This window comes from Maritimibacter sp. DP1N21-5 (genome assembly GCF_019218295.1).
GTDB lineage: Bacteria > Pseudomonadota > Alphaproteobacteria > Rhodobacterales > Rhodobacteraceae > Maritimibacter.
The window spans coordinates 1,224,424-1,238,219 of record NZ_JAHUZF010000006.1 but is presented as its reverse complement, the minus strand read 5'-3'; the positions used below and the strand labels follow the sequence as shown (position 1 = coordinate 1,238,219).

Here is a 13,796-nt window from a genome sequence, read left to right as displayed (position 1 = left end):
GGCGTTTCCGCTTCTGAAGCTCAGTCCAGCGGCCAGTTCTCGATCCGCTGCACCTTGGGCGCGAAGAGCGGCAGGATCGGCCCCATGAGCATGAGCATCCGACCGGAAAAGGCGGGCCGTCCGGTTTCGATCAGCGCCTTGAGGTTCTGCGAGATATAGGTCTGCCCGCTGACCATCTGCTTTTCGAGTTTCGACCCTGCGACCGCGTTCTCGATGATCAGGTCGAATTGCGTGCCGCCGGCGACCTCGGTCAACTCATAGATGATCGTCGCGGGCGGTTCGTCGATGTTGGTCATCCGGAACGTGTGCGAATAGCGGTGCGGCGGATCGAAGGCCAGCACCTCGCCCACCACCATCGCGATCTTGCCCGAGGTGTGGGCCATCCGCATCTTCGCCCCGGGTTTCAGCCCGGCCTTGGTCTGGCAGACACCGCCGAAGAAGAAGGGCAGCGCTTCGTCCGTCTTCACGAGCGTGTTCCAGACAACCTCGATCGGGGCGGCAATCATCGTGCGCGTGCGGTAGCTCTTCACTTCCGGTTGGGTCCCAAGGCTTTCAACCATCGTCATCTCCTGAATTCCTTTTGGCAGCGGCGGCCTCGGCCACCTGTTTGATGAAAAGCGCGCGGTCCCCCCAGTGGGCCGCGTATTGGTCGATCCAGCGTGCGTGGATCTCCTGCAGGGGAACCGCGTTCAGAAACAGCTTTCGCGACCTTCCGTCCTTCTGCCCGATGACGAGACCCGATCCCTCCAGCACGGCGAGGTGCTGCATGACCGTGATCCGGCTCACGTCGAAATGGCTGGCGAGCTTCCCCACGGTGACCCCCGGCGCGTCGCGGATGATGTCGAGCATCCGGCGGCGGCTCGTGTGAGCCAGGGCAGCGAAGACCGCGTCCATATCGTCATTTGTAGTCATGTAGCTACATAACTACATATTTGCGCGCCAATCAAGGCAAAAGGCCGGAGGGCGCTTTAGAAACCTTCGTCGCACTTGCAATACCGTCGTAATGGCGGTCCCTTGGTCAACAGGGCAAAGCATGGAGAAGGCAGCGATAGGGACCATGAAAGACACATTGGCCTTCGATCGGGTCTTTCCTGTGAGCCCCGCGCGGCTCGTCTGGGCGCTGACCGATACAGCGGCGCGGGAGACATGGGGCCAACCCTCCGACTCCATCACGCTCAGGATCGACGGCGAGGCGCGGACCGGGGCGAACGAGGTTCAGACCTGCCTCATCGACGGCGTGCCGAGATTCCGGGTCGAGGTCCGCTGGATTCTGGTCAGCCCACGTGTTCTGATCTGGCATGAACGGGCGACCCATAACGGCGATCCGATGCATGAGGCGGAAGTGTCGCAATCCGTTTCGGAGGCCCCCGAGGGCGCGCGCCTCGCCTTGAAGATAGAGGCGGTGAGCTTCTCGGGCGCGGATGGTCTGGACGGTTTGCGCGAAGGCTACGGCGGGGCGTTGGACGCGCTTGGACGGTTTCTGAAGCAGAGGTAAGCGGGCAGGGGCCGAAACCCCTGATCCGTCGGAACCCCGGACCCGCCCACCGCGTTTTCCTTCCAAACCCTTGAAAGGAGGACGCAATGGCAGATCGTCATAAATCGAAGGACGGCCGCAGCGAAACCGAAGAGGTGCTCGGCGAAAAACCCGAGAAGCTCGACGAAACCGCCCAAGAGGGCCGCAAGGGCGGCAATATCGCCCGCAAAGTCGGCACCCGCGACGAAGAAAAGCGGGTGGACGAGACAAGTGCGGGCAAGACCGGCGTGCTCGGGCAGGACGCGAATGACTCTGGCGACAAGGAGAAGGTTTGATGGCGCGTATCGACACGGGCACCTGGGTGCTGGTCGCGGACAGCGAGAAGGCGCTGTTTCTGGAAAACATCGCCGATGCCGAGAACCCGCATCTTGTCGTGCGTCGTGAAGAGCACCAGAGCAATCCCTCGGACCTCGAACAGTCTGCGAACCGTCCCGGGCGCATGTATGACGGCGGGCCGGGGCAACGCTCGGCGCTCGATGACACGGATTGGCACGAACTCGCGAAGGAACGTTTCGCCTCGGACCTTGCCGATATCCTCTATCGCCGGGCGCATCGCGGAGAGTTCGACAAGATCGTGCTGGCCTGCGCGCCGCAGGTGCTGGGGAACCTCCGGCCCGAGTTGCACAAGGAGGTCACCGACCGGGTGGTTGGTGAGGTTCCGAAGCTGCTGACCAATCACCAGCTCGACGACATCGAAAAGATCGTGAAACACGACCTCGAGTCCACCTGATGGCCGTAGCCGCATTCGGGAAAACTCCGGCGCCCTCTGTGTGTAATCGGCTCTGCACGCACGCACAGAGGGAACCCTGATCTTCGCGCTGTCCTTGGCTTGACGATCCCGCCCGGCCTTGCCTTCTATGCGGCGTTCGAACCGGGGGGCGATACGGACCGTGAGCGATACCGTCAAAGGGTTTCTGGCCATCATCGGCGCCTGCATGATCTGGGGGCTGTCGTCGATCTACTACAAGGCGCTGTCCCATATTCCGCCAGAGGAGGTGCTCGCCCATCGCACCCTCTGGTCGCTGGCATTCTTCGGCGCGATTCTTGCCGCCACGGGTCGCTTCGGCGAGCTTCGACGTCTGGTCATCGGTCCGCAGACCGGGAAGGTCGCCCTCGCGGCCCTGATGATCTCAATCAACTGGTTCCTCTTCATCTTTTCCGTGCAGACCGGGCGCGCTCTGGGCGCGTCGCTGGGTTATTACATCTTCCCCCTCGTCGCGGTGATGCTGGGGGTTGTGTTCTATGGTGAACGGCTCGGACCCTACCGCGTCATGGGGGTGGTGCTGGCGGCCATCGCGGTGACGGTGCTGACCGTGGGGCTCGGCACGCTGCCGTGGATCTCGCTCGCCCTTGCGGGGACTTTCGGGCTTTACGGCGTGGTGAAGAAGGGCCTGCCCGGCTCCGCGCTCACGTCGGTGACCGCGGAGGTCACGCTTCTGGCGCCCCTCGCGGTCCTCTGGCTCGTCGGGCTCTATGCTTTCGACTGGGGCGGGGTCACGGGCCGGGTGGTCGGGGCTTTTGGCACGAACCTCCACGATACGGTGATGCTTGCCTTCGCAGGGGTCATCACCGGCATGCCCCTGATCCTGTTTTCCTACGGGGCGCAGCGGCTCAACTACGGGATGGTCGGCGTTCTCAACTACCTCAACCCGACGCTCCAGTTCCTCGTCGCCACCTTCGTGTTCCTCGAACCCGTGACCCGCTGGCACATGATCGCGCTTCCCATTGTCTGGGCCGCCCTTGCGCTATACTCCCTGTCCCTCTTCCGTCAGGACAGGGCCCCGTCGAGCCGGGTCGCCAGCGCGGCCACGTCAGGGACCACCGACACGAAGTCGAGCAGCGAGGCATCCGCGAAGCCCTGAGCGATCACGTGGCGCATGAGGTCCATGAGCGGCTCCCAGTAGCCCTTGGTGTTCAGTAGCACGATGGGCTTTTCGTGGAGGCCAAGCTGTCGCCAGGTGAGCACCTCGAAGAACTCGTCCAGCGATCCGGCCCCACCGGGCAGCATGACGACCGCATCGGCGTTCATGAACATCACCTTCTTCCGCTCGTGCATCGTCTCGGTCACGACGAAGGAGGTGAGATCGGTCTTTCCGACCTCCCACTTCATGAGATGCACGGGGATCACGCCGAAGGTATCGCCGCCCGCCGCCTGCGCCGCACGCGCGACGACGCCCATGAGGCCCACGTCCCCCGCGCCGTAGACCAGTTGCCAGCCCCGATGGGCGATCAGACGGCCGACCTCTGTCGCGGCTTCCTCGTAGGCCGGTTTCGCCCCGAGACGCGAGCCGCAATAGACACAGACCGAGGCTTTTCTTTTCGACATATGACCCTCTGAAGAAAGTGTTTTGACCCGTGATAGGCCGATTGTTATGGTCGCTCAACCCGCGACGACAGCGGGGCTCCGGGGGCTTGTTCGAGGGCCCGAAACCGGAGCGGGGGACGGGGAAAGGGATAGACATGATCGCCTTGCTACGGGGCTGGCTCGGTTGGGCGCTTGGCGGTGTCGCCGCGGCGCTCGTCGTTCTGGCCGGGCTTATCGCTACCTACGAGAGACCCGAGACACCGGACGATCCGGCGACGGTGGCCGACATCCCTGAACCGACCGCGGATGCACAGGCCGACGACGCCCCGCAGGACGAGGTCGCGGCGGACGAAAGCCCGGCGGAACCGGAAACGTCTGACGGCACGGATGTGGCGGAAGGCACAGAGGCCCCGGCACCGGTGGAACCCGACGAAGCGACGGCGGATGCCGACAGCCCCGACCCGGCGCCCGCCGAGCCTCCAGCGCCCGAGGCGATGACGCCCCCCGATTTCGACGTCGTGCGCGTCGCGCCGGATGGGTCGGCCGTCGTTGCGGGCTTCGCCGAGCCGGGCACGGCGATCCGGATCCTCCTCGATGGCATTCCGGTCGCCGAGGCCGCGACCGACGCCGCCGGCAATTTCGTCGCGCTCTTCGACATGGAGATGACCGACCGACCCCAGGTGCTCCAGCTCTCCGCATCGCGGGACGGCGGCGAACAGGCGATGTCGGAGACGACCTTCATCGTCGAGCCGATGCCGCAGATCGCAGAAGCGTCGCCCGCGCCATCAGGGCCCGAAGACGGGGACCCCACGTCCAAAGAGACCGAGATCGCACTTGCGTCGCCCTCCGGGGAGCCGCCGGCCAGCACACCCGCCGAGGCCACGCCCGAGGCTCCGCCTGCGCCCGCCGTCTCGGATGCACCGAGCGCGCCGGACGAGGTCAGTGTGGACGAGGTGCCGGACCAAGGGGAGACCGTGACGGCCGGGATGACCGCCGACAAAGAGACCCAAGCCGATCTCGCCCCACCGGTCGATCAGTCCGCCCCCGCCGCGCCCGAGAGCGGTCCCACAGAGCTGGAAGTGGCCGCCGAGACGGCGCCCGCCCCGGAAGCGACCGACTTGGCCGACGCCCCGGCGGATCCGCCGACGCCCGGCGCCCCGTCCGAGCCGCCGCCCGCCGAGCAGGAGGCACAGGCTGGGCCGCGCATCCTGAGGGTGGATCGAGACGGGATCAAGGTGATGGACGACCCGGCGACCGTGCCTGCACTCTCCATCGACACCATCGCTTATGAGGACGACGGGGCCGTGACGCTGACCGGGCGCGCCGCGCCGGGATCGACGGTGCGCCTGTATCTGGACAATGCCGTTCTGGGCGATGCGCCGGTAGACGAAAGCGCGCGCTGGTCCCTGACCGAAGGCGACATCGAACCCGGGATCTACACGCTGCGGGCCGACGAGTTGTCGGCGCGGGGTGCGGTCCTGTCGCGGGTCGAAACACCCTTCAAGCGCGAAGACCCCGAAATGCTGCGCGCGGCCGCCCCGACCGGTCAAGTGGAGGTCCCCGCCGCTGACGTCGCCGACGGAACCGGCGCCGCGCCCGCAGGGGCCGTGCCGCAGCCAGTGGTGCCCGACGTGGCCGCTTCGACGGAAAGCCCGGAGAACGCATCTTCCGACCCCACCCAATCCCAGGTTGTCGCCGAGACCGACGCGCCGGACGGACCCGCCGAAGGGGCCGCGTCCCCTGCGACAGCCCCCGAGACGGCAGACCCCCCGGACGGGGCACCCCAGCAACCGCCGACCGCCGAGATCGGCGCGCCCGGTGCCGCCCCCGACCCGAAAGATGCTCCAGACAGCCCGCCGGTGGTGGCCGTCACGGTCCAGCCGGGGTCGACCCTCTGGGCCATCGCGACCGAACGCTACGGCGAAGGCATCAAATACGTCCAGGTCTTCGAGGCGAACCGGGACCGGATCCGCGATCCGGACCTTATCTACCCCGGTCAGGTCTTCGATCTGCCTGCCGAGTAAGCCAATGCGTCGCGATGACAGGCGACCCCCTGAAGATTGCCGGTGCTTACCTCTGGCCAATGCCCGGCGTTCGGCCTAGGGTCGCGCCCTGATTTCAGGACGGCGCAGGGGATGGCGATGCGAGGCAGGAGTGGCGGCGGCAGGCGGACGGTCAGCGACGCCCGGCTCGACGGGAGCCAGACCGGGTCGGGCTGGCGCACGATCAAACGGGTGACCCCCTATCTCTGGCCGCGAGAGGGCAAGCCGGGCGAGGGAGAGGTGCGTCTGCGCGTCATCGTGGCGCTTGCGATGCTGGCCGGGTCCCAGATCATTACCGTCATTACGCCGCTCTTCTACAAGGCCGCGGTCGACGCGCTGACCGGCGAGCCTTCGGACAATCCCGCCTGGCTCCTGGCCATCGGCGCGATCGGGCTTACCGTTGCCTATGGCGTGGCGCGGTTCATGTCCGTCGGGCTCACGCAGGGGCGGGACTGGATCTTCGCGAAGGTCGCGCAACGGGCGCTGCGCGCGATGGCGATCGAGACGTTCCGCCATATCCATGCGCTCTCGCTGCGCTATCACATCACGCGAAAGACCGGGGGCCTGTCGCGGATCATGGAGCGCGGCGTGAAGGGCGTCGAGTTCCTTCTCCGCTTCCTCCTGTTCAACATCGTGCCGCTCTTCATCCAGCTCGGCCTGACCGTGATCGTCTTCTTCGTGCTCTTCGACGTCTGGTATGTGGTCGCCGTCGTGGCGACCATCGCGGTCTATGTGCGCTTTACCTTCGCGGTGACGGAATGGCGGGTGAAGCTGCGCAAGCAGATGAACGACGAGGACACGCAAGCGAACCAGAAGGCGATCGACAGTCTTCTGAACTACGAGACGGTCAAGTATTTCGGGGCCGCCGAGCGCGAAGCCACGCGCTATGACCAGTCGATGGCGGGCTACGAGACGGCCGCCGTGAAGACGAGCCAGTCGCTCGCCTTCCTCAATGCCGGGCAAAGCCTGATCATCACCATCGGGCTCGTGGCCGTCATGGTGCTGGCGGCGGTCGGGGTGCAGAACGGCCAGCTGTCGACCGGCGATTTCGTCATGGTCAACGCCTACATGATCCAGATCACCATGCCGCTCAATTTCCTGGGGTCGGTCTACCGCGAGATCCGCCAGGCGCTGGTGGACATGGCCGAGATGTTCGACCTGCTGGAACAGCCCGCCGAGGTGACGGACAAACCCGGCGCGCCGGATCTGGACGTGAAAGGCGGCGCGGTGGAACTGGACGAGGTCTGCTTCTCCTATGATCCGGCGCGGCCCATCCTGCATGACGTGACGATCCGGGCGGCGGCTGGCGAAACCGTCGCCATCGTCGGCCCCTCGGGGTCGGGGAAGTCGACCATAGGGCGGCTCCTCTTCCGTTTCTACGACGTGACCGGCGGGGCGATCCGGATCGACGGGCAGGATATCCGCGACGTGACGCAGGAGAGCCTGCACAAGTCGATCGGCGTCGTGCCGCAGGACACCGTGCTCTTCAACGACACGATCCGCTACAACATCGCCTATGGGCGCGAGGGCGCGAGCTTTGCCGAGATCGAGGCGGTGGCGAAGGCGGCGAAGATCCACGACTTCGTCATGAGCCTGCCCGAAGGGTACGACACGCCAGTGGGCGAGCGCGGGCTGAAGCTCTCTGGCGGCGAGAAGCAGCGCGTGGGGATCGCGCGGACGCTTCTGAAGAACCCGCCGATCCTGCTTCTGGACGAGGCGACCTCGGCGCTCGACACCGAGACCGAGCGCGACATCCAGTTGAGCCTGAAGGCGATGGGCGTCGGGCGTACGGTCCTGATCATCGCGCACCGCCTGTCGACCATTGCCGATGCCGACCGGATCGTGGTGCTGGAGAACGGCATCGTGCGCGAGGAAGGGCGGCATGAGGAGCTTCTCGCGCTGCACGGGAAATACGCCGCCATGTGGGCGCGGCAACTGGCCGAGGAAGAGGAAGACGCGGCCTGAAGTGTCCGGGTCTCGAATGTCGCTTCGCGCCATCCGACCGGGGCGGGGGCTCCGCCCCCGCACCCCCACGATCGTGGGGGCTTTGCCCCCACACCCCCAAGGTATTTAGGAAGCAGTGAAGAGCACGGTCACTCGGCGGCTTTGATGTCGCCGGGTTTGTCGTCTTCGGCCCTGTCGTCAGGCAGGTCGTTTGGCTCTGGCGGACCCTCCACCGCGGTCCCGGTCGCATCGCGGCGGGCGGCGAGCAGCACGTCCAGCTCGTCGGCCGTCGGCGCGCTGTCGCCGCTATCCGTCTCAAGAGGCGTCTCGTCGAAGTCCCACTGGATTTCGTCGATCCGTGTGCGCTTGGCCTGTTTGTTGAGCGCGAGGTCGCGCGCGGTGCGGGAGGATTTGCCCCAGCTCATGGACTTGAGCCGTGCGTAGCTCTGATATGCGCCGACGCCGAGCCAGACCCGGAGGGCGAGCATGGAGGGCGTAAAGACCAGTGTCAGGATCGTCGCGATGCCAAGGCCGAAGACGACCGCAGTGGCAAGCTGGACCCACCAGAGCGCGGTTGGCGCATTGACCGAATAGCCACCGCCGATGAAGTCGAAGGACAGGCCGAACATCATCGGGGCGAGGCCCGCCATGGTGGTGATGGTGGTCAGAAGCACCGGGCGGATGCGGTCCTCGGCGGTGCGCACGATGGCCTCGATCCGGGGCATGTAGCGGGCGTAGTCCTGGTAGGTGTCGATGAGCACGATGTTGTTGTTCACCACGATCCCGGCCAGGGCCACGACCCCGGTGCCCGTCATGATGACCGAGAAGGGCTGGCCCATGACGAGCATGCCGAAGAGCACGCCGGCGGTGGAGAGCACCACGGCGAGCAGCACGAGGACCGAGTTGTAAAACGAGTTGAACTGCGCAAGCAGGATGATGAACATCAGAAACAGCGCGCCGGCGAAGGCCTGCCCCAGGAAGGCGGTCGACTCTGACTGGTCCGCGAAGTCGCCCGCCCATTCATAGTCGATGCCGGGCGGCAGCACGCCCGAGTCGAGCCAGTTTTCGATCTGACCGATCCGCTCGGTCGCGGTGACCGGGGTTTTGCGCCACTCGTCGGGGGTGTCGGAGGCGGCAATGATCCTGTCGGCTTCGGTCAGGGGGAGGACGCGGTCCGTTTCCGGACCCGTGAGCACCACGAGGTCCGGGGTCACCGCCGCCTTCACGTCGAAATAGCGCGCCTGATCGATCCGGTCGATCTGGGCGAGGGTCGGCACCGCACGGCGTTCCACGAAGTTTGAGATCGGCACGAGCCCTTCCTGCGTGCGCACGCGCAGGGTGTCGAGGGTGGCGAGTGTCCGGTCGGCTTCGGGAAACCGCACCCGGATTTCAATTTCTTCGTCCGAGCCGTCGATTCGCATCGTGTCGAGCAGCAGCCCCGTCGTCACGAGTTGCACCATGCCGCCCACCGTGGCGACGTCGGTCCCGTAACGGCCGGCCTCTTCCACGTCGATGTCCATTTCCCAGTCGATGCCGGGCAGGGGGCGGGTGTCTTCGACGAGTTCGAGCCCGGGCAGGCCCGTCATGAAGTCGTTCGTCTTCGCGGTCGTCGCCAGAAGCGTGTCCCAGTCGTCGCCTTTGAGGCGCAGATGGACGGGCTTGGTCGAGGCCGGACCACCCGCGACGCCGATGACCTCGGTCTGGATGCCGCTAAGGTCGGCCAGCCGGTCCTTGAGCACCTCGAGCACGACCTTTCCGTCATAGGCGTCGTCGCGCACTGTGCGTGTATAGGGAATGAACCCCAGAAGCTTGGCCTCCTCGGTGTAGAAGGGGCGGTCCTCGAAGGTCGCGATCTCGATCTGAACCTGCCCGATCTGGTCGCGTGGCCCGGCCGCACCACCGGTGTTCTGGTTGAGACCGCCTTCCCCGGCAAAGGCGAAGGCGTTCTTGATGCCGGGCGTGGAGAGTACGATCTCCTCGACCTGTGCGACCATGGCGTCCTTTTCCTCGACCGAGAGGTTGCCGCGCCCCCGGACGTAGACGACTCCCGTTTCGGGCGCGGTGTCCGCAAAGAACTCCACCCCCTTGGAGTTGCGTCCGAAGTCCATTCCGATCCCGACGACGAGCGCGATGACCCCCAGAATGGTCACCACGGGCATGATCGGGTTTCCGACGATGCCTTGGATGACCACGCCGAAACCGGTGCGTCGATGCCCGCCCCGGGGCGGTTTCGGTGCGCGGCGGGGCTTCACGCTGTCCATGAGGATGGTGGTGGCGAGGGCGAAGGCGATGAAGGCTACGATGCCGGGCGCCATGGCCGCGACGCCCGTCAACGGGTTACCGGCGGGACCGAAGACATAGTCAGGATTGGCAAGTTGCAAGGCGGAGACGAAGAGCGCCGCCGCGGCCGCGACGGTAAGCCCGAGCCGGAGCCAGATCGGCCAGCCGCGCAGGTGCCGGCTCGCCTGTTCGAGCGAGCGCGACAGGCGCCCCGCGACGCCGCCCATCACCGGCAGATAGATGAGCGCCACAAGAAGGGACGCACTCAGGACATAGATGATGGTGCGCGGCAGCATCCCCATGAACTCGCCGGGAATGCCGGGCCAGAAGAGCATCGGCAGAAAGGCGCAGAGCGTCGTCGCGGTCGAGGACACGATGGGCCAGAACATCCGCTTGGCGGCTTCCGTATAGGCTGACATGGGGCCCACGCCTTCGGAAATCCGCTTGTCGGCGTATTCCACGACCACGATGGCCCCGTCGACCAGCATCCCGACGGCCAGGATCAGGCCGAACATGACGATGTTGTTGATCGCGACGCCCAGCACCGCGAAGAGCGCGAAGGTGAGCAGGAACGAGGTCGGGATCGCGAAGCCCACGAGCAGCGCCGAACGCATGCCGAGGGAGGCCAGAACTACGATCATGACGAGCGCGATGGCGGTGATGACCGAGCCTTCGAGCTGACTCACCATGGAGGAGACCATGTGGCTCTGGTCGTTGGAGAAGCGAACGTCAACCGCATCGCGCAGCGGCTCGGGCCAGTCGGTCTGTGCCTCCTCGACCGCAGCCTTCACCTCGGTCACCGTGTCGATGAGGTTGAAGCCCTTCCGTTTCACCACCTGTAGCGCGACCGTGGTGTCACCGTTGAACCGCGCGGTGCCGGCCCGGTCCTCAAAGGTCAGGCGGATGCTGGCAAGATCGCCCAGCGTCACCACGCTGTCTCCGTTCACCTTAACGGGAAGCGCGTAGATATCGGCGACCTCCGAGAAGCTCGAAGGGATCTTGATCGCCGTGGCGCCGGTGGGGGTCGTGATCTGGCCTGCGGCGATCAACTGGTTGTTGTTGACCACCACATTGATCAATTCGCCCGCCGTCACGTTGTAGGCTTCGAGCTTCAGGGGGTCGATGAGGACTTCCATCATCTCGTCCCGCGAACCCGTGAGCTGCGCCTCGAGGACCGCGTCCATGCCCTCGATCTGGTCCTGCACCTCCTTGGCGAGGCGCACGAGCATCCGTTCCGGAACGTCGCCCGTGAAATTCACGATGAGGATCGGGAACTCGGAAAAGTTGATCTCGTTGACCGAATACTTGTCGGCCCCCGACGGAAAGCGCGCTTCCGCCGCGTTCATGGCGTCGCGGACGTCGGCGATGACCTTGGTCTTGTCCCAGCCGAACTCGAACTCGAGCGCGACGCCGCCGTAGTTCTCAGCCGCCGTGCCCGTCATGGTCTTGAGCCCGTCGATATCGGCGAGCTCGCTTTCCATCACGCGGACGAGGAGGTTCTCGCTGTCAGCGGCGGAAATGCCGGGGAAGGGGACCGAGACGAAAAGCGCCGGGATTTCGATGTCGGGCTCGCCTTCTTTCGGCAGGCCCACATAGGCGGCGATCCCTGCCGTCAGCGACAGGAAGATGAAGGCGATGACCATCCGCGCACGGGATGCGGCCCAGTCGACCATACCGGTCACAGCCCCGGCTCCCGATAGGTGACGTCGATCGCAACACCGTCGACGACATAATCCTGACCGACCACGATGACCGCTGTTTCCTCGGGCAGTCCGGCGACCCAGACCCCGTCGAGGGTGTCGCGGATCAGATCGACCGGCGCGAAACGCGCGACGGTTTCATCCGGGGTCGTGCCTTCGCCGACGACGCGCACGCCGAGGTCGCCGTCATCGTTCAGGGTCAGGGCGGATTGCGGCACCAGATGGGCGGTCCGACCCGCTGTCTGGATCAGGATATCCGCCGTCTGGCCGGCACGAATGGCCATGTCCGGATTGGGCACGCGGGCCTCGATGCGGAAGGTGCGGGTCACGGCATCGGCGGAGCGACCGACGAAGCTCACGTTGCCCATGACCTCCTGTCCGGTTGAAAGACGGGCGCCGACGGTCGAACCCTCGGACACGCGGGTGATGTCGGCTTCGGCCACATAGCCCACGAGCTTGATCGAAGAGAGATCGACGAGAGTCGCACAGGGCGATCCGGGTTGCAGGAGACTTCCGATTTCGGCGGTGTCGGTTTCCAGAACGCCGGGGAAGGGCGCGGTGATGCGGGTGTCGGCGAGTGCGCGTTCGGCCTGTGCCACGGCGGCCTGCGCGGATTCGCGGGCGGTGCGGGCGGCAAGAACGCGGGTTTCGGCCGCGAATCCGTCTTGCGACAGGCTTTCCGCATTTGCGAGGTTGCGTTCCGCTTCCGCGAGCGTCGCCTGCGCCTGAGCAAGCGCGACATCCTTGGTGCCGGGATCGAGTTCGCACAGGAGATCACCCTGGGCCACTTCAGCGCCCTTGGCGATGGGGGACGACACGACGCGCCCGGCGGTTTCGGCCATGAGCGCCACCTCTCGGTTGGCCTGCGTCTCACCCCGGAGGAGAACCGCACTGTCGATTTCCTGTGCGGAGGAGCGCTGCGCCACGACCGAAACGACATGTGCGTCCTCGGCCGCGTCTGGCGCGTCCGAGACGGTTTCGATGGTCGCGTCAGGCCCGGAGGTGCCGATCAGGTCGCGCACCCATTCACGCTGGAACACGAGAAGAAACAGCACGGTGACCGTCAGGAGCGCGGTCAGGATCGGGATCGGTCGCATCTGTCCCCAGTTTCCCCATCTGGTACAATTGTCATCGAGATAGGACGCGGTGGATCAGGCCACAAGCGCCTTCATGACCGTAATTCGGCTTTCATGAAGATTTGGATCATTTTTCCCGATTGCTCACAACCCATAGCCCCGGCCCTTGGCAAAGCTTGGGGCTTCGGGCTAAAGAGAGGCAACAAAAGGTGCGGCAGAGGCGGCGGAGGCCGAGGATTTGAGCAATCCCGACAGTTTCATTGATGAGGTGACCGAAGAGGTGCGCCGCGACAAGCTTTTTGCGGCCTTCCGCAAATGGGGCTGGATCGGCGCGCTTGGTGTGATCGTCATCGTCGGCGGCGCGGCAGTCAACGAGTTCCTCGGCGCACGCGAAGCCCGGGAAGCGCAGGCGACCGGCGACGCGATCCTCGCCGCCGTGGAATCCGACACGACCGAAGCCCGGACCTCGGCGCTCGACGCGGTGCCGGCGACCGGTGACGCGCAGGCCGTGCTGGGTTTGATCAAGGCCGCCGAAAGCGAAGACCCGGCGACGGCGGACGCGCTTCTCGCCGATATCGAAAACAACGCGGAATATCCGGCGCTTTATCGCGACCTGGCCACCATGAAGCGCGTGGCGCTCGCGGACGGACCTATGACGCCGGCGGCGAAGCTCGACGCGCTCGAACCGCTGAGTGCAGCCGGTGCGCCCTTCCGAACGCTGGCCGAGGAACAGATGGCGCTCGCCGAGCTCGAGATGGGCGATGCCGAGGCAGCGATGGCCCGCCTTCAGGCGCTCCTGCAGGACGCCGAAAGCACGACGGACTTGCGGGATCGGGCGAGCCAGATCATCGTGGCCCTGGGCGGCACGCCCGAGATGGCCGTGACGGCGAACTAGACAAGGGTTCCGGGCGGGAC

General features: G+C 65.7%; 12 protein-coding genes. 7 read left to right on the top strand and 5 right to left on the bottom strand.

Annotated features, from left to right (window positions below; translation table 11 throughout):
• Positions 1 to 20: 20 nt before the first annotated feature.
• Entirely contained in the window at positions 21 to 560 is a 540-nt protein-coding gene (locus KJP29_RS13740; RefSeq protein ID WP_218464104.1) for an SRPBCC domain-containing protein, read from the bottom strand.
• Positions 553 to 912, bottom strand: coding sequence for a helix-turn-helix transcriptional regulator (locus KJP29_RS13735; protein WP_218464103.1), 360 nt, complete (start codon positions 910 to 912; stop codon positions 553 to 555). The genes KJP29_RS13740 and KJP29_RS13735 overlap by 8 nt, the downstream gene beginning before the upstream one ends.
• Before the next feature lie 145 nt (positions 913 to 1,057).
• On the opposite strand from KJP29_RS13735, the gene KJP29_RS13730 reads away from it, so the two are divergent.
• The 4 genes from KJP29_RS13730 (at position 1,058) to rarD (ending at position 3,396) form a co-directional block, all read left to right on the top strand.
• Positions 1,058 to 1,495, top strand: coding sequence for a hypothetical protein (locus tag KJP29_RS13730; RefSeq protein ID WP_218464102.1), 438 nt, complete (start codon positions 1,058 to 1,060; stop codon positions 1,493 to 1,495).
• A gap of 86 nt (positions 1,496 to 1,581) precedes the next feature.
• Positions 1,582 to 1,809 (top strand): hypothetical protein, encoded by a 228-nt coding sequence (locus KJP29_RS13725; protein ID WP_218464101.1) that lies wholly within the window; start codon positions 1,582 to 1,584, stop codon positions 1,807 to 1,809.
• The gene (locus tag KJP29_RS13720; RefSeq protein ID WP_218464100.1) at positions 1,809 to 2,264 is read left to right on the top strand and encodes a host attachment family protein; all 456 of its coding nucleotides are present in this window, start codon (positions 1,809 to 1,811) and stop codon (positions 2,262 to 2,264) included. The genes KJP29_RS13725 and KJP29_RS13720 overlap by 1 nt, the downstream gene beginning before the upstream one ends.
• A gap of 160 nt (positions 2,265 to 2,424) precedes the next feature.
• A complete protein-coding gene (rarD, locus tag KJP29_RS13715) occupies positions 2,425 to 3,396 on the top strand; it encodes an EamA family transporter RarD (RefSeq protein ID WP_218464099.1) in 972 nt (323 codons plus the stop codon).
• Here the strand turns inward: rarD and KJP29_RS13710 are convergent.
• Positions 3,303 to 3,860, bottom strand: coding sequence for a TIGR00730 family Rossman fold protein (locus KJP29_RS13710; protein WP_218464098.1), 558 nt, complete (start codon positions 3,858 to 3,860; stop codon positions 3,303 to 3,305). The two genes, rarD and KJP29_RS13710, sit on opposite strands and share 94 nt — an antisense overlap.
• Before the next feature lie 134 nt (positions 3,861 to 3,994).
• On the opposite strand from KJP29_RS13710, the gene KJP29_RS13705 reads away from it, so the two are divergent.
• Both KJP29_RS13705 and KJP29_RS13700 read left to right on the top strand, forming a co-directional pair.
• Positions 3,995 to 5,863, top strand: coding sequence for a LysM peptidoglycan-binding domain-containing protein (locus tag KJP29_RS13705; RefSeq protein WP_218464097.1), 1,869 nt, complete (start codon positions 3,995 to 3,997; stop codon positions 5,861 to 5,863).
• A 117-nt stretch (positions 5,864 to 5,980) separates the two neighbouring features.
• Positions 5,981 to 7,846 carry an ABC transporter ATP-binding protein/permease gene (locus KJP29_RS13700; protein WP_218464096.1) on the top strand — a complete coding sequence of 622 codons (1,866 nt, stop codon included), beginning with the start codon at positions 5,981 to 5,983 and terminating at the stop codon, positions 7,844 to 7,846.
• Between the two features lie 128 nt (positions 7,847 to 7,974).
• Here KJP29_RS13700 and KJP29_RS13695 read toward each other — a convergent pair whose 3' ends face one another.
• Together KJP29_RS13695 and KJP29_RS13690 are read right to left on the bottom strand one after the other, a co-directional pair.
• Positions 7,975 to 11,787, bottom strand: a complete 3,813-nt coding sequence (locus tag KJP29_RS13695; protein WP_218464095.1) for an efflux RND transporter permease subunit — start codon at positions 11,785 to 11,787, stop codon at positions 7,975 to 7,977.
• Complete coding sequence (locus KJP29_RS13690) at positions 11,784 to 12,902, bottom strand: efflux RND transporter periplasmic adaptor subunit (protein WP_218464094.1); 1,119 nt, start codon at positions 12,900 to 12,902, stop codon at positions 11,784 to 11,786. Before KJP29_RS13690 ends, KJP29_RS13695 begins: the two co-directional genes overlap by 4 nt.
• Before the next feature lie 217 nt (positions 12,903 to 13,119).
• On the opposite strand from KJP29_RS13690, the gene KJP29_RS13685 reads away from it, so the two are divergent.
• A complete protein-coding gene (locus KJP29_RS13685) occupies positions 13,120 to 13,776 on the top strand; it encodes a hypothetical protein (RefSeq protein ID WP_218464093.1) in 657 nt (218 codons plus the stop codon).
• The last annotated feature ends 20 nt before the right edge of the window (positions 13,777 to 13,796 follow it).